Source organism: Clostridium sp. CTA-1, assembly GCF_054768215.1.
The window spans coordinates 1-23,936 of sequence record NZ_BAAAAP010000012.1; the positions used below are offsets into that span (position 1 = coordinate 1).

Consider the following 23,936-nt stretch of genomic DNA (forward strand, 5'->3'; position numbering starts at 1 on the left):
GATATAATTTATTGTAATATATATATATCCAATAAAGAACATTATATCCAGTTCTTTCTCTGTTGAAAAATATAATAAAGTGGTTTATAATTAGGGTGTTATTTATTACATTAAAACCTAATAAAAGTCATAAAATAACAATTTATTACAAAAACATATAAATAAAATTTAAAGAATATTTTATAATAAAAAGAAAATAATTATATTAATATTAAATAAAAATTTACTTTAGTATGATTTTAAATTATGCTAATATTATAGGTATAAAGATATTAATAAGTTGTGATTTAAATTGTCAAATAATTTTTGTCTGTATTAAAATATTATATTTATTTCAAATAAAAAGGCAATTATTGCAACTTATTGTCTAAGCTATAATTATTAATATTTAGTACAATTTTAATCTAATATTGGTATCTTTATTTTATTGATTTGCGATGGTAGATGCTTATTAATAAGTAAGGGGGAGGTTATAAAAAATGAGTAGCTCACAAAAGAATATATTAGTTATTGATGATTCTGCAAGTATTAGAAGTTTTGTAAGAAATATTTTAGAAAAAGCCAACTACAAGGTTTATGAAGCTTGTGACGGTGAAGAAGGCATTGAGGTATATAAAAAATGTGGAAACATTGATTTAGTAATGACAGATATATATATGCCTAAAAAAAGCGGTTTAGAAGTTGTAGTAGAATTACAAAAAAAATATAAAGGTACCAAAATAATTGTTTTTTCTGATGGGGGAAAGGATAATTTTACTAATGATTCAGGAGTATGTGAGGCTCTTGGAGCGGCTTACTTTATTAAGAAAGATTTAATTAAAGATAAGTTACTTGATTTAGTAAATATAATATTTTCAAAATAATTATTATTAAAATTATAGTATAATAACTAAATATAATAAGGTTATTTTAAGTAACCTATAATATACACCTTTCATATAATGCTGTTAAAAGCACTATATGAAAGGTGTATTATTTTGTTTGAAAGAAATTTGTTTAATATTATTAATAAGTACTTACCTATAGGCTCTGAAATAATAGTTGAAGAAGATAATAACAATGAGCCTTTAATAATAAGAGCTGATTTAAATGGATATGGATTAGGAGAAATAATTGTAGGTTATAGATGGCAAGGAGAAAATTATATTATGGTGTTAGAAAAGTACTATAATCACTGGTGTGTAATAGATAATATAAAGGGAAAGGGTTATGATATTTCTTATTTAAAAGTGGCACCTATAACAGATAATACAATAGATAATTTAATTATAGGATGGAGAAGAGGTGCTATATGGTCTGAGTTAGATATACTTCAGTGGACGCCATATGGTTTTAAAAGAGTAATAGATGAGGGGATATATTATAGTAAAATTGAAGTGGAAAATATGAAAAGTGTAAAAGCTATGAATGGTAAAAATGAAATAGCTTTATGGTTACATGACACAGCAGAAGCTTATAAAGTGGAAGTATATAGATGGAGTTTGGGGAAATTAGTAAAAGCCGAAGATGTGTATCCTTATTATTTTGAGAAAGTAATTGATTTTTATAAAAGAAAAGTAAAGGAAGAACCAGACTTCCCAGTATATTGGTATTACTTAGCGGATGCTCAGATTAAAGGAATGATGTATGAGGATGCTTTGAAATCTATAGATAAAGCTTTAGAGCTTCCTAAAGCTTATCCTTCTAAAAGAGAGTTATTAAAATTAAAGGATTATATATTATTATTTATAAAATGCAAAAATATAAGCGTATATCCTGCACCTATAAATACTATTAAGGGTGTTAAATGGGGATATATAAATGAAAAGGGAGAATTTCTAATTAAGCCTATATATGATTTAGCCTTAGAATTTCAATGTAATGGACTTGCAGTTGTGGAAATAGATGATTTTTATGGAATTATAGATGAGAATGGAGATTATATAGTAAAGCATAAGTATGGCTTTATAAGTGAATTTTCAGAAGGAAGAGCTATAGTTATTGATAATGAAAGATTTAATATAATCAATGAAAAGGGAGAGGAATTGATTTCTAAAACCGAAAATTATAGTTATATAGGAAACTTTAAAGAAGGAAGGGCTCAATATGGCATTATAGATACTAATAAAGGATATCTTTATGGGTACTTAGATAGAGATGGAAAGGAAATTATACCAGCACAATATGAGTATGCAAATGATTTTTATAAAGAAAAAGCTGTGGTTAGAATAAAAGAAAATGAATATGCTCTAATAAATGTAGATGGAGAAATATTAAATAAATATGAATATGCTTCTGTAGGAAATTTAAGAGAGGGTCTTTTATCTTTTAAGGAAGATATGGGAGGAAAATATGGCTTCATAGATGAAGATGGAAATGTAGTTATAAAACCGCAATTCACCTATGCTCAGGATTTTAGTGAAGGAAGAGCTGTGGTAAATGCCTCTGGAAATACTATAAATAATTATGGTGTAATAGATAAAGAAGGAAATTATATAATAACACCTAAGTATAATGACATAATTTTATTAGGAGATAATAGGATGGCTGTTGGAATAGCTATAGATAAAACATCACCTTTTATAGGATCTAAATATGCTATTGCAGATACAGAGGGTAACATATTAACAGATTTCATCTATTATGGAGTTTCAAATTACAAAAATGGAATAGCTTCTGTTTATGATAATAACAATACATTTTTTATCGATAAAGAGGGCAACAAAGTGGAAAACTTACCTGTAGTAGAAGGCAGTGGAACCTTAACTATAGAAAATGAATTAATAAAAGCTTATGTGGATTATAGAATTTCTTACTTTGATACAGAAGGAAATTTAATATGGGAAGAAAATTCAGTTATTCATTTAAATGATCAGTACAAAGTTATAGAAGAAAAATATAAACCTAATAAGGATTATTTAGTATACTATCCAAAGCTTAAGGGAATGGAAGATAAGACTTTAGAAGATGAGGTTAATAATAGGCTCAAAATTTTATCAGAAGTAAAACCTATAGAAGAAAATGTTCAATTAGAATATAGTTATTTAGGAGATTTCAAAATAGAGTTTTTTAACAAAAACTTATTAGTATTAGAGCTTCATGGATATAATTTTCCTTTTGGAGCAGCCCATGGTATGCCAAATAAAATATATACAAAAATAGATTTAACTACAGGAGAATTTTATGAACTAAAGGATTTATTTAAAGAAGATAGTAATTATGTGAAAGTATTAAGTGATATAATAGGAGAACAAATAAAAAATAATCCAGAATACTCCTATATATTTCCTGATAGCTATAATGGAATAAAAGAAGATCAACCTTTTTATGTATCAAAGGATGCATTATATATATACTTTTATCCCTATGAAATTGCACCTTATGCTGCAGGATTTCCTACCTTTAAAATACCTTATGAGGATATAATGGATATAATCAATGAGACAGGAGAATTTTGGAGGTCCTTTAATTAAAAATAAGAAAAATTTATTTTAGATAAAATAAAAGAGACTATAAAAAATAAAAAGACTATGAAGAAAAATATATAGTAAAATAAAAGTTTTACAGTACTACTAAGTTTATTTTAAACTAAATAAAAATATATGAAAAGGCTATGAAAAAATTAATGAACTTCATAGCCTATTAATAATTTATAAAATACATAAATTATTAATACACATTTCTCTAAGATATATTAAATTTCTCTAAATATATCATATAATTTATTACCCAAATAGTATAAATTATAGATACTATGTAATTATGTAGAGGAATTTTAAGTAAATTGTTGAATATAACAATATGGAATTAAATTTAATTATTAACAATTGACATAGGAGGGAGAATTTTGACAAAACAAATAAAACTTAGAATATATCCTGATGGAATTGTTCAAGCAGAAGTAGAAGGTATAAAGGGTAAAAAATGTACAAACTACATAGGGATAATTGAAAATCTTTTAGAGGCTAAGGTAGATGATTCAGAGTATACCTCTGAATATTATGAAGAAGAGGTTATTGAAAACTATGAAGAAGATAATATAACACTAAAGGAAGGGATATAATATGGCTGTAACTCAAAAAGGGAATAAGTGGGAAATGCAAAAATCACTATGGATAATAAGTAGTTTTGTTTTTTTAGTAAATGGAATGGGCATGTATTTTGCGGGAAAAAAGACAAAGGTAAAAAAATGGTATAATTATGGATTAATATATACAGCAATATCATGGATAGGCTTAATTATGGGTGGAGAATTGACAGGATTTCTACAAAGTATAGGCTGTATTATATTTCTTTTAGATTATATAGCTTGTATTGTACATTCTTTTAAAATAAGAAAAGAATATTTAATTAGGCGTGAAATTTTAGAATACAAAAATGATGTAGAGCAAATTGAGATGAACTCTATGAGAAGTAAAATTGCTAAGGAATATGGGTTAGATGATATAAATTCAAATGATCCAATTAAAAATACATCACAGAATGATTTAGTAAGAGAAAAATCTAATATTAATACAGAAGCTAAAATAGAAAATTTTCATATGAAGAATAAAGAAGAAAATATAGATAATATTCCACCAGTAATGCCCAAAAAAGTAGAAAGTACAGTAAACAATATGGGAAATAGTATAAATAATGAGGGACTTTTAGATATTAATTTATGTAGCGAATTAGAACTTTCAAGGCTTCCAGGTATAGGACTCATATTAGCTAAAAAAGCAGTTAATTTGAGAAATAGCAAAAATGGTTTTGATTCAGTAGATGAATTTATTGAAATGGTAGGAGTTAAACCACACTTTGTAGATACAGTAAAGACTATGATATGTTGCAAATCAGTTAAAACGGTTGAAGCTGTGAAAATGTCTGGAAGAAGAGTAGATTTTTAATGGAAATTAGAATACATAGAATTTTACCTAAAACTGAAGTAGAAGGTCCGGGCACCCGATGCTGTATATGGGTACAGGGGTGCCCTATTCATTGTAAAGGTTGTGGTGCTAAAGAAACTTGGGATTTCAAAGGAGGAGAACTTTTAGATACGGATGAAGTATTTAATATTATAAAAAACTCTAAGGAAATAGAAGGAGTAACTTTTTTAGGAGGAGAACCCTTTGCTCAAGCTTCAGCGGTATATGATATAGCATTAAGAGTTAAAAATATAGGTTTAACAGTTTTAATCTTTACAGGATATACCTATGAGCATATTTTAAAATCTAACAAAAAAGAGTGGAATGATCTTTTATCTGTTACGGATCTTTTAATAGATGGACCTTTTGATGAGACCAAATTTGATATTTCAAGGCCTTGGGTAGGTTCTTCTAATCAAAATTATAGGTTTTTAACTTCTTCTTATAAGCATTTAGAAAATAATCTGAATTCTATAAAAAACAAAATAGAAGTGAGATTACATAAAAACGGTACAATTTTTTTAAATGGTATGGGTGATTTCAATAGTTTAAAAAACAAATTAAAAAATTTAGAGGAGGGTGAATAAAATGAGTATAGAGAATAGCAATAACACAGAAAGAACAAAAAAATATTTAGCAAATATGTTTAAAGCGAGATTTCCTTATGTTTACATATCTACCTGGGAAGAGGAGAGAGCTATATCAGTTATAAATTCGGTTGCGAAGGATGCTTCACTTATAAAAACTCCTAGAACAACTTATATATGGAGCCAAACAAATGGAATGGCTATAGAAAATCTTAAAGGAAAAGAGGAAACTAAACAGCCATTAAAGGCACTAGAATTTATAGAAAAATGTGAAGAACCAGCAGTTTTTATTTTAAAGGATTTCCATGTATTTTTTGGAGTACAAGGAAAAAATATAGACTATACTTTAATAAGAAAAGTTAGAGACTTGGTAACAGTACTTAAGGCAAGTCCCAATCCTAAAAGTGTAGTATTTCTTTCACCTACAGTGGTATTACCTAATGAACTTCAAAAAGATATTACTATTTTAGATTTTGATCTGCCAACTATAGATGAAATTAAGAGTATGCTTAATGAAATGATTTATGTAAATGAGCAAAGCGGAAGAATTGATATGAACCTTAATGAATCAGAGAAGGAGAAAATTTGCAAGGCTGCATTGGGACTTACTCTTCAGGAAGCGGAAAATGCTTTTGCAAGAGCTATGGTTCAAGATGGAAAGCTTAATATTGATGATATTGATGTGGTTTTAGAAGAAAAATGTCAAGTAATTAAGAAGACAGGAATACTTGAATTTATAAAAAGTGACTTGAAAATGGAGGATGTAGGAGGACTTGAAAATCTAAAAAGATGGATTTTAAAGAGAAACAAGTCTTGGCTTGATTCTGCTCAAAAATACAACCTACCTGCACCTAAGGGAGTATTAATAACAGGGGTGCCAGGTTGTGGTAAGAGTTTAACTGCAAAAGCTATAAGTGCAATGTGGCAACTTCCACTTTTAAGATTAGATATGGGAAAAATATTTAGTGGTGTTGTAGGAAGTTCTGAAGAAAATATGAGAAAAGCAATAAAAACAGCAGAAGCAGTATCACCATCTATACTTTGGATAGATGAAATAGAAAAAGGATTTAGTGGGGCTAGTGCCTCAGGAGATAGTGGAACTTCTATGAGAATTTTTGGAACTTTTCTTACATGGATGCAAGAAAAGACTAAGCCTGTATTTGTTGTGGCAACAGCCAATAATATAAGCAATCTTCCTTCAGAGCTTTTAAGAAAAGGAAGATTTGATGAGATATTTTTTGTAGACTTGCCTACAAAAAATGAAAGAAAGGATATATTTAGACTACATTTGAAAAAAAGACTTACCAATGCAGAGGTTTGTGAAGAAGTTAGTATTACAGAAGAATTATTATCTAATCTTGCAGATATAACAGAAGGATTTGTAGGAGCAGAAATAGAACAAGCTGTCATAGCTGCACTTTTTGAGGCCTTTTCAGAAGATAGAGCTTTAAGAGTAATTGATTTAGAAAGAGTAATAAAAAATACAGTTCCACTTTCAGTAACACAAAGAGAGCAAATTATAAAGATTAGAGAATGGGCAAATGTAAGAGCAGTTGCTGCCACAGCAAAAGAGGATAGAAGTGAGTATTTAGAAGTAAATGAAGAAAAAAAAGGTGAAAAAAAGGAAGAGGATGATATAAGAATATCTAGAGGTGGTAGAACTATAGATTTTTAAAGGAGGTATAAGCTATGTCTATATCATTAGCATTAGTTCCTGCAGTTTTGACTCTTAAGGTTGTTATGAATGAAAAAGACCTTGATAACTGGGTAGAAGATTCTAAAATAAATATGCCAACAACATTAAAAGATGAGAAAGAGATTATTAAAACTGTGAAGCAGGCTGGGTATAAAATAAATAAACATGGAGATTTAATTAAGACAGAGATAAATGGAGAGAAAGAATTTGTTACTTGGGAAAAAGAAAATGGAATATGGAATGTTGTATTTTCAAAATATGACTCCAAAGAAATGATAGTTGATTTTATAATGAATTTAAATAATAAAGCAGGTAGGAAGGTTATATATAAGTCAATTGAAGATATGGAAAATAGGAATGAAAACTCAACAACAGTAGAAGAAATATTAGAACTTCCTAAGGTAGAGAAAGAAATCTTTCCTACAAATTTTAAAGATAAGGAGTTGCTTTTAAAAACTCTTAAGGAATGTGGAGCTTGTCCTAAAGAATTAGCTGAGGAAAAGATTCAGTGTAATACTAAAGAGTGTCAATTAATTTTTCATAAAGAAGATGGTGGAAGTTATAATGTTGAAATTGAAGATACATCTTCATTAAAAAATGTTTATCATCATCTTAGTATAATAGATGAAGAATATAAACATAATGTACAAGAGTATACCTATAAAAAGGTAGTTGAAAAATTAAATGAAACAGATATGTATATAGATAATGAAGAAGTACTTGAAGACAATTCTATACTTTTAACTGTTAACATAGGAGAGTAAAACGTGCAATAGGAGAATATATGACGAAATATATAATAAGTTCAATATTATTTTTTATAAAAAGATGTGCGCAAAATTATTTTGTGTACATCTTTTTTGCTATTGTTAAAATGAAGGAATATAGTTAACTTAATACAATTTTAAAATATATTTTTAAATTATAAATCAATTAATAATGTTATAAATTGCGAATCGGATAGTTTTATATATAAATAAAGATGTGGTAGTACCATATTACAAATAGTAAAATATGAAAGTTAAGAAAATAACTTATTTCATTAATTTCGAAAAATGAGGAGTAAAAATAAAAAAAAATTTTATATATAGTATTTTTGAAAACGTTACAATGAAAGGAGAAAGTCGCACTTCAGGAAATTTTAACCAAAGTTAAGAAAATAACTATTATAGAAATCTTATGAAAAATGGAGTAAACTGAAAGCAATAAGAGGTCGTACCATATTACCGTAAGGGGGAACCTATATGAATATGTATCTAACGTGTTTCATTGCTTTGGTGCCTATAGCTTGGTTAATGGTTTCATTAGGAATTTTAAAAATGCCAGGTTATAAAACTTGTCCTGCAACATTGGTATTAACTGCAATTTTAGCAGCTATAGTATGGAAAATGCCAATTTTAGATGCAGCTTCTGCTGCTTTAGAAGGAACGGCATTGGCTTTATGGCCTATAATACTTGTAATCGTTGCTGCAGTATTTACCTATAATTTATCAATTCATACTAAAAGTATGGATACTATAAAAAAGATGATGACTTCAATAACTACAGATAAGAGAATTTTGGTTTTAATACTTGCTTGGGGATTTGGCGGATTTTTGGAGGCTATAGCAGGGTTTGGTACTGCAGTTGCTATTCCTGCAAGTATAATGGCAGCACTTGGATTTGACCCTGTTTTTGCAGCTATAATATGTCTTATAGCAAACACTACACCTACAGCTTTTGGAGGTATAGGAATTCCAGTAACAACTCTTGCTAAGGTAACTAACATAGATGTAATTCAACTTAGTTATGCAGTAGGATTACAGTTATCAGTTCTAATAGTCATAATTCCAATAGTTTTAGTAATGTTAACAGGAAAAAGTGTGAAATCTATTAAGGGTGTCTTTGGAATAGCCCTAGCTTCAGGCCTTTCATTTGCAATACCAGAATTATTAATGGCTAAGTATATGGGGGCAGAATTACCAGCTATATTAGGGTCAATAACATGTATGGTAGTGACTATAGCTATGGCAAAGATATTTTATAAAGATACTGCTTCTAAAAATGTAGAAAAAATACCTTTCAAAAAGGCAGTTATAGCATGGTTACCCTTTATATTAGTCTTTGTTTTCATAATTTTAACTAGTCCATTGTTCCCAGCAATAAATAAGGGATTATCTCAAATACAAACAACTCTTTACATTTATACAGGTGCTCATGCTAAGCCATTTACATTCTTGTGGCTTGCTACACCAGGAACATTAATTATAATAGCTACTTTTATAGGAGGATTAATACAAGGGGCTAAGTTTTCTGAAATAGTTTCAGTATTAGTAAAAACTATAAAGCAAATGAGTAAATCTGCAATAACAATAATAGCCATAGTAGCTATGGCAAAGATTATGGGATATAGCGGAATGATAAAATCAATAGCAGTTGTGTTAGTAGCAGTTACGGGTAGTTACTATCCTTTAATATCACCTATAATCGGGGCTTTAGGAACTTTTGTAACAGGTAGTGATACTTCATCTAATGTATTATTTGGAGGACTTCAAGTTGAAGTAGCTAAGACTTTAGGATTAAATCCGTACTGGCTTGCAGCAGCTAATACTGGTGGTGCTACTGCTGGTAAGATGATATCACCACAAAGTATAGCAGTGGCTACAGCGGCTACTGGACTTGTTGGAGCAGAAGGTAAAATATTAAATGCAACTATAAAATTTTGTATAGTTTACGTAATCGTTTTAGGAATCATGGCTTATTTTATGGCACCTGTGTTTGGATTCTAATTGCTTAACTAATGAGGAGGATGAAATATGGCAAAGATAAAAATACCATATCACAAGAGAATGATTGAAATAGAGATAGAAGATAAAAATTTAGAAGGGATTTTAGAATCAAAGGCAGACAAATATAAAAGAAATTTAAGTCAAGAAGAAATTGTTGAGGCTGCATTGGACAATCCTATACAATGCGAAAAATTAGAAGATTTGGTAAAGGGAAAGAAGAACATGGTTATAATAACTAGTGATCATACAAGACCAGTACCAAGTAAGGTAACAATGCCTATACTTTTAAGAAGAATAAGAGAGGTTAATCCTGATATAGATATAAAAATATTGATTGCTACAGGTTTTCATAGAGAATCAACAAAAGAAGAACTTATAAATAAATTTGGCGAAGAAATAGTTGAAAATGAAAATATAGTTATGCATGTATCAACTGATGACAGCACTTTAGTGAAGGTTGGAACATTACCATCTGGTGGAGAGCTCATATTAAATAAATTAGCAATGGAAACAGAACTTTTAATAGCAGAGGGATTTATAGAATCACATTTTTTTGCAGGATTTTCAGGTGGAAGAAAGAGTATATTACCTGGAATAGCTTCTGGAAAAACTATAATGGCAAATCACTGTGGTGAATTTATTGCTAGTCCTAATGCTAGAACTGGAATATTAAAAGATAATCCAGTACACAAAGACATGCTTTATGCCGCTGAAAAAGCTAGTTTAGCTTTTATATTAAATGTGGTAATAGATAGTGAAAAAAAGGTTATAAATGCCTTTGCAGGACATAGACAATATGCCCATGAAACAGGATGTAAATTTGTACTTGAACTTTCAAAAGTTGAAAAGGTAAAAGCAGATATAGTGGTTTCAAGTAATGGAGGATATCCATTAGATCAAAATATATATCAATCAGTAAAAGGTATGACAGCTGCTGAGTCCACCTGTAGGGAAGGCGGGGTAATAATAATGGTAGCAGCTTGTAATGATGGGCATGGAGGCCAATCATTTTATGATAACTTAGCTAATAGCAAATCACCAAGAGAGCTTTTGGATAGAATAGCAAAAGTTCCTAGATGTGAAACAGTTCCAGATCAATGGGAGTTTCAAATATTAGCTAGGATGTTAGATAAATTTACAGTTATTTTGGTTACAGATATGTGTGAGCCTAATATGATTAAAGCTATGCATATGGAGCATGCATATAATTTTGAAGAAGCTTTAAATAGAGCTTATAAGCTAAAGGGAGAAGACGCTAAAGTAGCGGTAATACCCGATGGCGTTTCTGTAATCGTAAGATAAAAATTTATTATTAAACATAAATAGATTTTGGAGGTAATTTATATGGATATTTTAGTATGTATAAAACAAGTTCCGGGAACATCAAAAGTAGAGGTGGATCCAGTAACAGGAGTATTAAAAAGAGATGGTGTAGATTCAAAGATGAATCCATATGACCTATATGCTTTAGAAACAGCATTAAGACTTAAGGAAGAATTTGGAGGAGTTGTAAAGGTAATAAGTATGGGACCTCCTCAAGCAGCAGAAGTTATAAAAGAAGCTTATATGATGGGAGCCGATGAAGGAGTACTTCTTTCAGATAGAAAGTTTGCAGGAGCAGATGTTTTATCAACATCTTATACCATATCTCAAGGTGTAAGAAAAATGGGTGAATTTGACTTAATACTTTGTGGAAAACAAACTACAGATGGTGATACGGCTCAAGTTGGACCAGAGATGGCAGAATATCTAGATATAGCTCATATAGCAAATGTAATAAAAATAGAAGAAATTAAAGATGATTCTATAGTAGTGGAAATGGACATGCCAAACACAATAGAGGTAGCAGAGGTAAAATATCCATGTCTTTTAACAGTAGAAAAAGATATATATGAGCCAAGACTTCCATCCTACAGAAAGAAACTAGAGACAAAGGACAGAGAAGTTAAAATGTTAAGCTTAAAAGATTTTGAAGATAAAAATGAAAATATGTATGGATTAAATGGATCACCAACACAGGTAGAGAGAATATTTCCACCAGCAGTAAATACAGATAAAGAAATGTGGACAGGTACCGGAGAAGAATTAGGCCACAAGTTAGCAGAAAAACTTAAAGTAATGAAATTCGTATAGAATAAAGTAATACTAAGGAGGATTTTAATATGGGAAAATTAGTGGTAAATCAAGAAAAATTAACTCCTTCAATTATAGAGGAATTAGTTAAAATATGTCCTTTTGGAGCACTAGGAGAAAATAGTGGGAAAATAGAAATTTCAGCAGCTTGTAAAATGTGTAAGCTATGTGTTAAAAAAGGGCCAGCGGGTGTTATGGAGTTTGTAGAAGAAGAAAAATCACATATAGATAAGAGTCTTTGGACAGGCATAGCTGTATATGTAGATCATGTAGATGGAGATATTCATCCAGTAACTTATGAGCTTATAGGTAAAGCAAGAGAATTAGCGAATAAAATAAATCATCCAGTATATGCAGTATTTATTGGCCATGATATAAAGGAAAAAGCAGAAGAAATTCTTCACTATGGAGTAGATGAAGTATTTGTATATGATAATGAAGAATTAAAAGATTTTAGAATAGAACCATACACTAAAGCTATGGAAGATTTCATAAATAAAAATAAACCATCTACATTATTAGTAGGCGCAACAACAATAGGAAGATCTCTTGCACCAAGAGTAGCAGCTAGATTTAGAACAGGACTTACAGCGGATTGTACAATATTAGATATAAAGGAAAATACAGATTTAGTACAAATAAGACCAGCTTTTGGTGGAAATATAATGGCACAAATAATAAATCCTAATAATAGACCTCAACTTGCAACAGTAAGATATAAGGTTATGGATGCACCAGAGAGAAGTAAAGAAAAAAAGGGGAAAGTAACTCTTTGTAGCATAGATAAAAGCCATTTAGATTCACAAATAAAAGTATTAAAAGTAACAAAGAAACAAGTAGAAGAAAGTATATCAGATGCGGATATAATAATTGCAGTTGGAAGAGGACTTAAAAAAGAAAAAGATTTAGATATGATAAATGAACTGGCAGAATTAATAGGTGCTCAAATAGCTACAACAAGACCATTAATAGAAGCAGGATGGACAGATGCAAAACGTCAAATAGGTTTGAGTGGAAGAACAGTAAAACCTAAACTTATAATTACTTGTGGTATATCAGGAGCCGTACAATTTACAGCTGGAATGAATAATGCAGATTGTATAGTAGCAATAAATAAAGATCCGAAGGCATCTATATTTAATGTAGCTCATTATGGAATAGTAGGAGACATTTATGAGGTAATACCAACACTTATAAATAATATAAAAGAAGGTAAAGCATTAGCCGTATAATTTCTAGGGTATTAAGGATTAATTGACTAACTGATAATTCAATTTTGGAGGTAATTATTATGGAGTATAAAAAATTAGATGTTAAAGATATAGAGTTTCTAAAAAGTGTAGTAGGGCAGGAAAGAGTATATACAGGTGAAGATATAAATGAAGACTATAGTCATGATGAACTTGGTGGAATAAGTAAAATCCCTGATGCTATGGTGGAAGTTTTAAGTACAGAAGAAGTATCAAAAATAATGGCTTATGCTTATAAGAATAATATTGCCGTAGTTGCAAGAGGATCAGGAACTGGACTTGTAGGGGCATCTGTTCCAATTCATGGTGGAATAATGATAAACATGACAAAGATGAATAGGATATTAGAAATAGATGAAGAAAATTTAACTCTTACTGTAGAGCCAGGAGTTCTCCTTATGGAGATTGGAAAATTTGTAGAAGAGCATGATCTTTTTTATCCCCCAGATCCAGGTGAAAAATCAGCAACTATAGGTGGAAATATAAGTACTAATGCTGGTGGAATGAGAGCAGTAAAATATGGGGTTACAAGAGATTATATAAGAGGATTAGAAATAGTTCTTCCAAATGGTAAAGTTCTTGAAATTGGTGGAAAGGTAGTTAAAAATAGTTCGGGATATAGCATAAAGGATTTAGTTTGTGGCGCAGAAGGAACTTTAGCTATAGTTACAAAAGCTATATTAAAATTATTACCATTGCCAAAGAAGGCTATAAGTTTGCTTATACCATTCCCAAACTTAGAAATGGCAATAAATACTGTGCCAAAAATAATAAAATCAAAAGCAATACCAACTGCCATAGAATTCATGCAAAGGGAGGTTATATTAGCAGCAGAAAAATTTTTAGGAAAGAAGTTTCCAGACAATTCTTCAGATGCGTATTTACTATTAACTTTTGATGGAAATACTAAAGAAGACATAGAAAAAGATTATGAAAAGGTGGCAGATATTTGTTTAGAAGAAGGAGCTCTTGACGTATATATTTCAGATACAGATGAAAGAAAAGAAGCAGTATGGTCAGCCAGAGGTGCATTCCTTGAAGCAGTTAAAGCATCTACTACAGAAATGGATGAATGTGATGTTGTAGTTCCAAGAAATAAAGTGGCAAGTTTTGTGAAATATACAGATGAACTTCAAGAACAATTTGATGTAAGAATAAGAAGTTTTGGTCATGCAGGAGATGGAAATTTACATGTATATGTATTAAGAGATAACTTAACTAAAGAACAATGGGACAGAAAGTTAAAGAATGTATTTGAATGTATGTACAAAAAATCTGTAGAATTAAATGGACTAGTTTCTGGAGAACATGGGATAGGCTTTGCTAAAAAACCTTATTTATTTGAGCAATATGGTGAGGAATACATGGAACTTATGAAAAATATTAAGTTAGCATTTGATCCTAAGAATATATTGAACCCAGGTAAAGTTTGTCAGTAAAATAATAGAGCTTTTTAAAGTGAAAAATGAAGAAACTCATGAATATTTTTCTAATTCGTGAGCTTCTTCATTTTTTATTTGTATGAAACATTAGTATTAGAATATATAATAGATGAATTTTTTTTATAAGTACTTGGATTATTGTGGAAAAAAACTCAAATATGTAGTAAAATTTACCATGATGGATAGTAAACTTCATCGTAAATTTTAAAAATAAACTTTATTACTTTAATTTTACACAGACTAGGAGTATGGGGAGGTTGCGTTTATGTTTAAAGTAGCAATTTGCGATGATGAGCCCGTTATCTGTGGGGACATTGAGAATGTTTTGTTAAATTATCAAAAATATAATTTTGAAGAAATAGAAATTGAAGTGTTTTATTCTGGAGAAGAATTATGTAGATATATGGAAAAGGGACAATCTTTTGATTTAATATTTTTAGATATTGAAATGAAAGAGATGAATGGTGTTGAAGTAGGAAGAAAAATACGGCAAGAAATGGATGATTATCTTACCAAAATTGTTTATATTTCAGGTAAAGACAGCTATGATAGGCAATTATTTGATGTACAGCCTATGCACTTTTTATCCAAACCAATTAATAGGAAAAAGATTATTGCAGATTTAAATTTAGCAATGAAATTATTACAAAAACAAAGGTTTGTATTTAGCTATAAGAAGGGATATGAAATATTAAGGGTACCTATTAAAAACATTATTTATTTTGAGAGTCTCAACAGAAAAATAAAGATAGTTACAACAAGAGGAGAAGATATGTTTTATGGAGCTATAGATGAAATATTTAATAGGGTTGCTAGATATCAATTTATTCGTATACACAGGTCATATATCATAAATTATATTCATGTAAGCCGGTTTAAATATGAGGAAGTTATTATGTCTAGTTCCTCCTGTCTTCCTATAGGACAATCAAGAAGGAGCGAAGTAAGAAAACTCCAGATTGCTTTTGAAAATGAGGGTTAAATGATGAATATTAATATGTATGACTTTTTATATATTACAACTAATATTTTCGGAACATACATCATTTTTAAGTTTATGATGGTGTTTTTTTCGCGTGAAGATGCAAATAAGAAAATGGAGATATATTCCTATGTGGGATATTTTTTTGCTATTTCTTTGGTTTACTTATTTATAAAAATTCCGATAGTCATGATGCTGTGTAATATTTTCTCTTTCTTTATAATATCCCTGAACTATAAATCTAACATGAAAAAAAGAATTTTTGTGGTTATGTTTATCTATTTAATTTTGATGTGTATTGAAATCATTGTGATTAATCTGCTTTCAGGATTGCAATTTGATATATTTGCAGAAAATAAATATTATTATGCTTACAGTTTAGTTATATTAAAATTAGCTACATATATTATAGTTTTACTTTTAAATAAATATAAAAAGTCGAAGCAGGGAGAGCAAGTACCACTTTCCTATTGGATATCCATTACACTTATTCCAATGGCATCTATGTATATTATATTATTACTTTTTCATTTGAATATTGCCAATATGACCTTTATGATTGTGGGGGTTATATTTATACTGATGATTAATTTTTCTACCTTCTATTTATATGAAGTAATTTCTTTAACCTGTGCAAAGCAAACAGAAAAGTTATGGATTATTCAGCAAAATAAGTACTATGAGAGGCAGTTTAATTTGATGAAATCTTCCATGAAAGTAACGAAGGCTATAAAGCATGATCTAAAGAATCATCTATTAACAGTTTATTCTTTGTTGCAAAAGGAAAAAAGTGAAGAAGCATTAAAGCACATATCAGATATCATAGAAGTGTATAATAGCAAGGAAGAATATGTATATTCAGGCAACACCGCTATTGACAGCGTTCTTAATTTTAAACTTCAGGAAGCAAGACAGAAGAATATAAGTGCATATCTTAATTTAAATATACCTGAGAGTATAGAGATTCCGTCATTTGATATGTCAATTATTCTTGGGAATTTGATGGACAATGCAATCTATGCAGTAGATAAACTAGAATGTAATAGATATATTAATTTTAAAATGAAATACACTAAGGGAAGATTGATTGTTAGAATTGATAATCCATTTAATGGAGAAATATTAATAAATGGTAACAAAATGCTTACAACTAAAGGGGATAGAAACAATCATGGTATAGGAATTGAGAGCATAAAAGTTATTTTAAAAAAATATGATGGCTCTATGGAAATACAGCATGATGACAATGTATTTTCAGTGACTTTGTTACTTTATATTAATTAAAAAAATAGCAGTGGCAACGGAATTGTAAAAGATTCTGCTGCTATTTTGTGGATTTAAAATATAAGTTTTATAAAAATCTTAGTTCACTGCAAAAGAATATATATTTCGCTGCAAAAGTCTGCACAGAAAAATAAAAGTGGTTTAATAGAAGTATGAAATAATTCTAACAGAAATGGAGGAGGAGCAGTGAGAAGTTTTAAAATGAAGATGGGTAAAATTTTAGCCAGTTTGGCACTGATGGTTACAGCCTATAATATAAACGCAGCTTGTATATTCCTTGTTCATCAACCTAAGATGCCAAAAGGCGCAGAAAAATTGCGAAAATTCTAATGGGATTTTCTATATCAGAAAAAGTTGTGGACAAACTCATTGATGGAAATATCATTGAGAGTGAGGATAAAGAGTTATATACATATGGATTCCATCAAGGATTTTTAATAATTTTTAATATCCTTACTGCCATAGCTATAGGCCTTTTATTTAAAATGGTATTGGAAAGTGTGATTTTTTTAATGGCATATATCCCCCTAAGATCTTATGCTGGGGGATATCATGCAAAAACACCCTTAAGATGTTATATGTTTTCCATAATTATTATGATAGTAGTATTTTTAGGAATAAAGTTCATATATTGGAATAATTTTATTTGTAGTATTATAACCTTTTGTGCTACAAGTATAATATTTACTCTTCAACCAGTAGAAGATAGTAATAAACCCCTAGATCAAAAGGAAATAGATGTTTATAGAAAAAGAACAAAAATTATATTACTTGTTTTGATTGGAATAGGATTGATATTTTGGTTTGTTGATAATAAACAAATCTCAATAACCATAATAATGGCATTATTCATAATAGCTTTTATGCTAATACTAGGAAAAATAAAAAATGCAATTATAGTAAAAAATTATTAGAATTCAAACTAGTTATGTTTTTGTTTTGAAGATAACTTTTTTTATAAGTGTGATAAATAAATTAGAAAAAGAAGAAGGTAATAATAAAAATTGTACTAAGATAGAACTAATAACATGATTTTCAAAATTAAAGAAATATGAATCCATGTAACAAGTTTAGGGGGATTGACTATGTTAACAAGAAAATTAGTAAGCCTATTACTGATTGGTACAATTGGAGTGTTATTAGGTGCATGTTCTACAAATAGAACCTTAAATGATTTTAAAAATGGAAAAGATAGAGATACACTTGAAGCTCCTATTGTGCATGATGTTTATAACTATAAGGGAGAACCAAATGTTGATGTGTTGTCTATTTTTAACTCTAACGGTGATGTTAGAATTAGCAAATCAGACACTAATGATTTGAAGGTTAAGGCAAAGTTGGTACAAACTAAGTCAATGAAAGATATAGATAAAAAGTTAAATAATCTTGTCATTAAACCTAAAATTGAAAAGGATATAATTTTTTACGAACCCTTATATGCAAATAATAAAACTCGTAATTATTGGGATTGGGTTAAATCCAGTTCAAATGCAAATGGAATACAAGTAAATTTTGATGTGCAAATACCAAATACAATTAAAGAAGTACGTATTTACAGTGAATTAGGAAATATTGATTTACAAAATATTTCAGCAAAAATTCATGCTCAAACTAATATTGGTACTATAACTGGTGCAAATATAAATCCCTTGGACAGCGCAGTGTTTAAAGTAAATATACCTTCAGATGGGAAAAATGCATTAGACCTTGCATTATCTAGTATTGATAATGTGAATTCCATAACTGCAGGAGTCACATCAGGTAATATAATTTTAAATTTACCATCAGACTCAAAGTACAGTTATAACCAAATGGAGCCAGAGCAAATGCCTGTTACCTATCCTTATGATATGTATTCAAAAGAGCAATTTGAATATTGCAAAAAACATGGTTTAGCAATATTCAAACCAATAAAAATTAAACAAGGAAAAACAGCTATAAAAACAGTTATAAATAAAGAACGTTTACGTAAAGTTTTAATTAGACAACAATAATATTTATTACTATATTTATATATAAAATTGGCCTTTGTATTTTTTATATTGATAGTTTTTTATTAGCTTTCTAATGAAATCCCAATTTATATTTTATTAAAATGGAAAAGAAAGCAATTTACAATTGTTTTGTTCATTATTCTTTTCTACTTATTTTGTGGTATATTTGTTTTTAAAAAAATTCATTATATTTACTAGAGTTGAAAAGAGTAATGTTTAAATAGCTTAACATATCCAATATAAATTAAAGGAGGTTTTATTATAAGATTTAAGGTCTTGGAAAATGGAATGCTTAATTTATATATAATATAATTTTTATTGATTTAACTGCTGCATTAATATAAATTAAGGATTATTATGAAATTTAGAATTTTAGAAAAAGGAGAACTTAACTTTACAAAGCCCAATTTTTGATATTTGGCCAATTGTTTAGTAAGTTCTTTGTTGCATGTTTAATCATTCATTTCAATCTAAGAAAGTAAAAGTTGATAAAAAGCACAAATACCAAGATAGATCCCAATTAGTATATTCTTAGGGAGTTATTTAAATTCAATTTATAAATTATTGATAAAAAGCTATTTGAATTATTATTCTTATAGCTTTTTTGTATTCCATAAAAAAGTGAGCCTGTAATTGAATCATAAAATAAATTAAATTCTATAAAATTGTTGACATGGAAACAAAAATATATTAATATTGTATCCGGAGAAACAAAAAATTGTGTTATTGTTTTGTTAAAAATAGTAGGTAGGTGTTTGAAGTGGATAATATCAATAGTATTATGGAAGGTTTTAAAGAAATATATGAAAAAGAAGAAATCTTAGGAAAGATAGCATTTAGGGGGGAATATGAAAAGTATGGGGTTTCAGAAATACATTGTATAGATTTCATAGGCAAAATAGATAATCCTAATGTCACTAAAATATCTGAAAGTATGAATATGACTAGAGGCGCCATAAGTAAAATTTGCAAAAAACTTTTAAATAATAATCTTATCCATAAATATAAAAAACCTGAGAATGATAAAGAGATATATTTTAAATTAACAAAATCAGGTGAAGAATTATATAAACGTCATGAAATAAAACATAGGGAGTGGGAAGAAAGAAATAATAACTTTTTTAAAAATGTAGATAAAGAAGAACAAGAAATTGTAGATAGTTTTTTAAAAAAATTTAATAGCTATTTAGATAAAATAATAGAATCAAAAGGAGATATATAATATGAATTTACATTTAAAGGAATTTAATATTCCAGAAAAAATATTAAAATGGGGAGATTCTCAACCAGCACATCAAAGACAACATATAGGAACTCATATAGATTGCTATAATCTATCAAAAATAGAGCTACCGTCAAAAATAGATGTTAAGGTAATAGATGCTAGAAAATTAGATATTATAGACATTAATATATTAGATAATATATCGATTAAAGAGGATTCTTTTGTAATATTTAGAACAGGATATCTAGAAAACTATGGGTACGGAAGTGAAGAGTATTTTAATTCTAAATCAAGTCCATACTTAACTAATGATCTTGTAGATAAATTACTAGATCTTAATGTAAAATTAATAGGGATTGATTTAAGTGGAATACAGCATGGAAAACATCACGTAGCCATAGATAAATATGTTGAAAATAAAGGAGCTTATGTGGTAGAAAATATATGTAATTTAGATAAAGTTGATTCAGAATTTAAGGCAGATTTAAAATGGTTTCAATTAGAAGGTGCTACAGCCATAAAAGTTCAAATTGAAACTTTATAAATTCACTATAAAGTACACAAAAAACCTAGTTAATGGTGATAGGGAAAAAATGAGTGTAATCAAGGAAACAATTATGTTGGCTGGAAAGATGAATATAGATTTATTAATTATTGAGAAGTTAATATAATCAAAAAACAATTAGGTTGATTGTAAAAATAAATATAGATATTGGAAGGTTAATATGAATATTCAAATTATGTAGAATATATTAAAGGTAACTCATGATTTAAATTAATAATATTAAAAACCGCTAATTAACCCTTAACAGTTAATTAGCGGTTGTCCTATTTTTATATAATTCTTATTTACTATTTATACTCTTTTGCAAGTTTTTCAAAAGCAGGCATAGAGTTCTTTATTTGTTCAGTTGTAACACAATAAGAAATTCTTACATAGCCCGGAGCTCCAAAATCATCAGCAGGAACTATTAATAATTCGTGCTTTTTAGCTTTTTCATAGAAAGCATAAGCATCTGGTTCCATTGATTTAACAAATAGATAAAATGCACCATCTGGTTTTACACATGTATAACCTAATTTAGTTAGTCCATTATATAATAAATCTCTATTTTTCTTATAAACTGAGATATCAGCAGTTTGGCCAATACATTTTGCAATTACTCTTTGGAATAAACTTGGAGCACACACATATCCTAATGATCTACCTGCTCCACATACTGCAGCATATACGTCTTGCCAGTTTTCCATTTCATTAGATACAACTATATATCCTATTCTTTCTCCTGGTAATGAAAGAGATTTACTAAATGAATAGCAAACGAATGTATTAGCGTAGTATTTTGTTAAATAAGGAACTTCAATATCATCATAAACTAATTCTCTATAAGGTTCATCTGCAATTAAATATATTGGATGACCATATTCATTTGATTTTTCTTCAAGTACCTTACAAAGTGATTTAATACTTTCCTCAGATATAATAACCCCAGAAGGATTATTAGGAGAATTAATAAGAACAGCTTTAGTTTTAGGTGTTATTGCTTCAATTAAATTATTTATATCAATTTGAAAATTCTCTTCATTGGACTTAACTACAACAGGTGTTCCACCAGCATTTTGAATAAATACACGGTATTCAGGAAAAAATGGAGTGAAAACAATAAATTCATCTCCTGGAACAGCTAATGCCTTTAAAGATATACTAAGTGAAGCTGCTGCTCCAACTGTCATATATATGTTATCAGGGCTCAAGTTTGTAGAATATTTATTGTTAATAGAATCTGAAATTGTTTTTCTAACACTAAGATCTCCTTGGGCTGATGTGTAGCTGTGCAAACGTATAGAATCTTCTTTTTCTAATAACTCTTTAATAGCTTCATTTACACAATCTGGTGCTGGAATACTAGGATTTCCTAAGCTAAAATCGTATACATTTTCTGCGCCTATTTCTTTTTTTCTAGTTGCTCCGTATTCAAAGATATCACGTATTATAGAGCGTTTTTTTCCAAGATTAAGCATTTCATTTGAAATCATTTTAATTTCCCCCTAAAAACAATATAGTTTGAACTTATTATCTTTAACATCTTTTATAAGATATTAGTTCCTTAAATTTTTAAATATTTTTCATCATCTATTTATTTTACTTTATAACACTTTCCCCTGGTATAGAATTTTTGAATTTTCTGACATTTAACAAAATATCCATACCTCTTCATATTTATAAAAGCTCCGTCTATTTTAAATATAAAAAATTATATTTAAAATAGACTTTGCTTTCATGTGTAGATATATATTGAGAAAGAGATAGATGATTTTTATACAAATTCTACATTTCTACATGTTTGTTATTATTATAACATATAAAATTGATTTTGACTAATTTTTTATTAGTTTTATGTTGAAATTTAACAATATATATATAAATATAATACTAATAATTTAATGTCTGGTAAAATGTAAAGCTTTTTTCTCAGTAAATTTTAATAACTATAAGATAAATTGATTGAAGAGTTTATTGATTATTATATTAATATTAGAGTTATTTAATATTAATGTATATTTTCAAATATTATAATGAAATTGGCTTAAATGAGCCAATATTTGCAGGCATGGTTAACACTTATACATATGATTTAATAGAAGAATTTTAACAATTAAATATAATAAAGTATTTAAAATTTTTTTATGTAATTACAAATAGTTAATTATGATTAAAAAAAAGAAATATTCATAATATTATTAAATTATTACTTTATTTTTGTTAAAAGATTATTACAATAAACTATGAAATTATGTTTTCAACAGGGAAATTAATAAATTTATTCCATATAAGTAAACCTTTGAAAAGATACATAATATATCTTTTATATTTATATTGGTTAGGTAACAAGCTACTAAGCTTGCTACCTAATCAATGGTTTTCTAATCCCAGAAGCTTTGATGTTATTCTTTTTAATCCAGCGGCAAGGTTACCATGTTTAGGAAAGAGTATCTAATATTTAGTTCACACAAAATTATTTATACAGTATTATATGTTTTTATAGTTCAGCTATAACTCTAGATGTAAGGCCCGTTACACCTTTTATATTAAGAGGAAAAGTGTACATGGTGAAAGAATTATTTTTAGCTTCTGACCATAATAGATCAAGATTATTCATATTTTCAATAATAAATACATTTCTATCTGCACAATACTGATCTATGTACCTATGCTCAGAACCTTTTTTTATTCCAGTTGTATCTATACCTATCATACTAATTTTTTTGTTTATTAAATAATCAATTAATTCTTTAGAAAGCTCAGGATAATCTTTTAAGTATTCAGATGTTCCATATCCTGTTTCTTTTAAGTATCCAGTGTAAAAAATAATAAAGTCATTTTCTTCAATTTCATTTAAGTCTATATCATTTAAAGAAATCTCATTATTTCTTATGTGGCATACATTAAATATTTTTCCTCTTCTTTTTATATAATCAAGAGGAAATTCTTTATCCATAACATCAAAATGTGTTGCTAAATGGCCTATAGAACCAAATGCTTTATCTTCATTTATTGCTTTTTTTAGAGTTGAAGAAAGTAATTCCTTTCCAATTTCTAATGTTAAATCAATTTTCATTTTTAAAACCTCCATTAAATTCACAGTGGTTTCCCAGGAAACTACTTAATAGTATCACAAAATAGTTTCCTT

21 protein-coding genes are annotated in these 23,936 nt (G+C 28.4%); 19 read left to right on the forward strand and 2 right to left on the reverse strand.

Features of this window, described 5'->3' with window-relative positions; all coding sequences use genetic code 11:
• Nucleotides 1-479: 479 nt before the first annotated feature.
• From ACYUEW_RS11240 to ACYUEW_RS11330, 19 genes are all read left to right on the forward strand, one after another.
• Nucleotides 480-863 carry a response regulator gene (locus ACYUEW_RS11240; RefSeq protein ID WP_003489330.1) on the forward strand — a complete coding sequence of 128 codons (384 nt, stop codon included), beginning with the start codon at nucleotides 480-482 and terminating at the stop codon, nucleotides 861-863.
• A gap of 114 nt (nucleotides 864-977) precedes the next feature.
• Nucleotides 978-3,452 carry a WG repeat-containing protein gene (locus tag ACYUEW_RS11245; RefSeq protein ID WP_040109372.1) on the forward strand — a complete coding sequence of 825 codons (2,475 nt, stop codon included), beginning with the start codon at nucleotides 978-980 and terminating at the stop codon, nucleotides 3,450-3,452.
• Between the two features lie 374 nt (nucleotides 3,453-3,826).
• Nucleotides 3,827-4,042, forward strand: a complete 216-nt coding sequence (locus ACYUEW_RS11250; protein ID WP_163200656.1) for a DUF2997 domain-containing protein — start codon at nucleotides 3,827-3,829, stop codon at nucleotides 4,040-4,042.
• Nucleotide 4,043: 1 nt separating this feature from the next.
• Nucleotides 4,044-4,865, forward strand: coding sequence for a helix-hairpin-helix domain-containing protein (locus ACYUEW_RS11255; protein WP_040109376.1), 822 nt, complete (start codon nucleotides 4,044-4,046; stop codon nucleotides 4,863-4,865).
• Nucleotides 4,865-5,470 (forward strand): 4Fe-4S single cluster domain-containing protein, encoded by a 606-nt coding sequence (locus ACYUEW_RS11260; protein WP_003489337.1) that lies wholly within the window; start codon nucleotides 4,865-4,867, stop codon nucleotides 5,468-5,470. Before ACYUEW_RS11255 ends, ACYUEW_RS11260 begins: the two co-directional genes overlap by 1 nt.
• Nucleotide 5,471: 1 nt before the next feature.
• The gene (locus tag ACYUEW_RS11265) at nucleotides 5,472-7,145 is read left to right on the forward strand and encodes an AAA family ATPase (protein ID WP_460276785.1); all 1,674 of its coding nucleotides are present in this window, start codon (nucleotides 5,472-5,474) and stop codon (nucleotides 7,143-7,145) included.
• 14 nt (nucleotides 7,146-7,159) lie between these two features.
• The gene (locus ACYUEW_RS11270) at nucleotides 7,160-7,930 is read left to right on the forward strand and encodes a hypothetical protein (RefSeq protein WP_040109380.1); all 771 of its coding nucleotides are present in this window, start codon (nucleotides 7,160-7,162) and stop codon (nucleotides 7,928-7,930) included.
• A gap of 480 nt (nucleotides 7,931-8,410) precedes the next feature.
• Nucleotides 8,411-9,934, forward strand: a complete 1,524-nt coding sequence (locus ACYUEW_RS11275; RefSeq protein WP_003489343.1) for an L-lactate permease — start codon at nucleotides 8,411-8,413, stop codon at nucleotides 9,932-9,934.
• A 27-nt stretch (nucleotides 9,935-9,961) separates the two neighbouring features.
• Nucleotides 9,962-11,236: a nickel-dependent lactate racemase gene (gene larA, locus ACYUEW_RS11280; protein WP_460276786.1), complete on the forward strand. Its 1,275-nt coding sequence runs from the start codon at nucleotides 9,962-9,964 to the stop codon at nucleotides 11,234-11,236.
• Between the two features lie 42 nt (nucleotides 11,237-11,278).
• Nucleotides 11,279-12,067 (forward strand): electron transfer flavoprotein subunit beta/FixA family protein, encoded by a 789-nt coding sequence (locus ACYUEW_RS11285; RefSeq protein ID WP_003489348.1) that lies wholly within the window; start codon nucleotides 11,279-11,281, stop codon nucleotides 12,065-12,067.
• 29 nt (nucleotides 12,068-12,096) lie between these two features.
• Entirely contained in the window at nucleotides 12,097-13,299 is a 1,203-nt protein-coding gene (locus ACYUEW_RS11290; protein ID WP_163200664.1) for an electron transfer flavoprotein subunit alpha/FixB family protein, read from the forward strand.
• A gap of 59 nt (nucleotides 13,300-13,358) precedes the next feature.
• The gene (locus ACYUEW_RS11295) at nucleotides 13,359-14,756 is read left to right on the forward strand and encodes an FAD-binding oxidoreductase (protein ID WP_460276787.1); all 1,398 of its coding nucleotides are present in this window, start codon (nucleotides 13,359-13,361) and stop codon (nucleotides 14,754-14,756) included.
• Between the two features lie 268 nt (nucleotides 14,757-15,024).
• A complete protein-coding gene (locus ACYUEW_RS11300) occupies nucleotides 15,025-15,741 on the forward strand; it encodes a LytR/AlgR family response regulator transcription factor (RefSeq protein WP_003489354.1) in 717 nt (238 codons plus the stop codon).
• Between the two features lie 270 nt (nucleotides 15,742-16,011).
• Nucleotides 16,012-17,025 (forward strand): sensor histidine kinase, encoded by a 1,014-nt coding sequence (locus tag ACYUEW_RS11305; RefSeq protein WP_460276788.1) that lies wholly within the window; start codon nucleotides 16,012-16,014, stop codon nucleotides 17,023-17,025.
• 186 nt (nucleotides 17,026-17,211) lie between these two features.
• Nucleotides 17,212-17,355, forward strand: coding sequence for a cyclic lactone autoinducer peptide (locus ACYUEW_RS11310; RefSeq protein WP_073860740.1), 144 nt, complete (start codon nucleotides 17,212-17,214; stop codon nucleotides 17,353-17,355).
• A complete protein-coding gene (locus ACYUEW_RS11315; protein ID WP_003489360.1) occupies nucleotides 17,355-17,939 on the forward strand; it encodes an accessory gene regulator ArgB-like protein in 585 nt (194 codons plus the stop codon). Before ACYUEW_RS11310 ends, ACYUEW_RS11315 begins: the two co-directional genes overlap by 1 nt.
• Nucleotides 17,940-18,110: 171 nt before the next feature.
• A complete protein-coding gene (locus ACYUEW_RS11320; RefSeq protein ID WP_460276789.1) occupies nucleotides 18,111-19,019 on the forward strand; it encodes a hypothetical protein in 909 nt (302 codons plus the stop codon).
• A 751-nt stretch (nucleotides 19,020-19,770) separates the two neighbouring features.
• Nucleotides 19,771-20,241 carry a MarR family transcriptional regulator gene (locus ACYUEW_RS11325; protein WP_003489364.1) on the forward strand — a complete coding sequence of 157 codons (471 nt, stop codon included), beginning with the start codon at nucleotides 19,771-19,773 and terminating at the stop codon, nucleotides 20,239-20,241.
• A 1-nt stretch (nucleotide 20,242) separates the two neighbouring features.
• Nucleotides 20,243-20,788 carry a cyclase family protein gene (locus ACYUEW_RS11330; RefSeq protein WP_460276790.1) on the forward strand — a complete coding sequence of 182 codons (546 nt, stop codon included), beginning with the start codon at nucleotides 20,243-20,245 and terminating at the stop codon, nucleotides 20,786-20,788.
• 308 nt (nucleotides 20,789-21,096) lie between these two features.
• Here the strand turns inward: ACYUEW_RS11330 and ACYUEW_RS11335 are convergent, their stop codons facing one another.
• Nucleotides 21,097-22,281 (reverse strand): pyridoxal phosphate-dependent aminotransferase, encoded by a 1,185-nt coding sequence (locus ACYUEW_RS11335; RefSeq protein WP_045898117.1) that lies wholly within the window; start codon nucleotides 22,279-22,281, stop codon nucleotides 21,097-21,099.
• A 1,004-nt stretch (nucleotides 22,282-23,285) separates the two neighbouring features.
• Complete coding sequence (locus tag ACYUEW_RS11340) at nucleotides 23,286-23,864, reverse strand: cyclase family protein (RefSeq protein WP_043031709.1); 579 nt, start codon at nucleotides 23,862-23,864, stop codon at nucleotides 23,286-23,288.
• Nucleotides 23,865-23,936 lie beyond the last annotated feature (72 nt).

Coding starts and splice junctions, on each gene's coding strand:
- ACYUEW_RS11240 (WP_003489330.1), top strand. CDS start 480: ATGAGTAGCTCACAAAAGAATATATTAGTTATTGATGATTCTGCAAGT.
- ACYUEW_RS11255 (WP_040109376.1), top strand. CDS start 4,044: ATGGCTGTAACTCAAAAAGGGAATAAGTGGGAAATGCAAAAATCACTA.
- ACYUEW_RS11260 (WP_003489337.1), top strand. CDS start 4,865: ATGGAAATTAGAATACATAGAATTTTACCTAAAACTGAAGTAGAAGGT.
- ACYUEW_RS11265 (WP_460276785.1), top strand. CDS start 5,472: ATGAGTATAGAGAATAGCAATAACACAGAAAGAACAAAAAAATATTTA.
- ACYUEW_RS11270 (WP_040109380.1), top strand. CDS start 7,160: ATGTCTATATCATTAGCATTAGTTCCTGCAGTTTTGACTCTTAAGGTT.
- ACYUEW_RS11275 (WP_003489343.1), top strand. CDS start 8,411: ATGAATATGTATCTAACGTGTTTCATTGCTTTGGTGCCTATAGCTTGG.
- larA (WP_460276786.1), top strand. CDS start 9,962: ATGGCAAAGATAAAAATACCATATCACAAGAGAATGATTGAAATAGAG.
- ACYUEW_RS11285 (WP_003489348.1), top strand. CDS start 11,279: ATGGATATTTTAGTATGTATAAAACAAGTTCCGGGAACATCAAAAGTA.
- ACYUEW_RS11290 (WP_163200664.1), top strand. CDS start 12,097: ATGGGAAAATTAGTGGTAAATCAAGAAAAATTAACTCCTTCAATTATA.
- ACYUEW_RS11295 (WP_460276787.1), top strand. CDS start 13,359: ATGGAGTATAAAAAATTAGATGTTAAAGATATAGAGTTTCTAAAAAGT.
- ACYUEW_RS11300 (WP_003489354.1), top strand. CDS start 15,025: ATGTTTAAAGTAGCAATTTGCGATGATGAGCCCGTTATCTGTGGGGAC.
- ACYUEW_RS11305 (WP_460276788.1), top strand. CDS start 16,012: ATGTTTATCTATTTAATTTTGATGTGTATTGAAATCATTGTGATTAAT.
- ACYUEW_RS11315 (WP_003489360.1), top strand. CDS start 17,355: ATGGGATTTTCTATATCAGAAAAAGTTGTGGACAAACTCATTGATGGA.
- ACYUEW_RS11320 (WP_460276789.1), top strand. CDS start 18,111: ATGTTAACAAGAAAATTAGTAAGCCTATTACTGATTGGTACAATTGGA.
- ACYUEW_RS11330 (WP_460276790.1), top strand. CDS start 20,243: ATGAATTTACATTTAAAGGAATTTAATATTCCAGAAAAAATATTAAAA.
- ACYUEW_RS11335 (WP_045898117.1), bottom strand. CDS start 22,281: ATGATTTCAAATGAAATGCTTAATCTTGGAAAAAAACGCTCTATAATA.
- ACYUEW_RS11340 (WP_043031709.1), bottom strand. CDS start 23,864: ATGAAAATTGATTTAACATTAGAAATTGGAAAGGAATTACTTTCTTCA.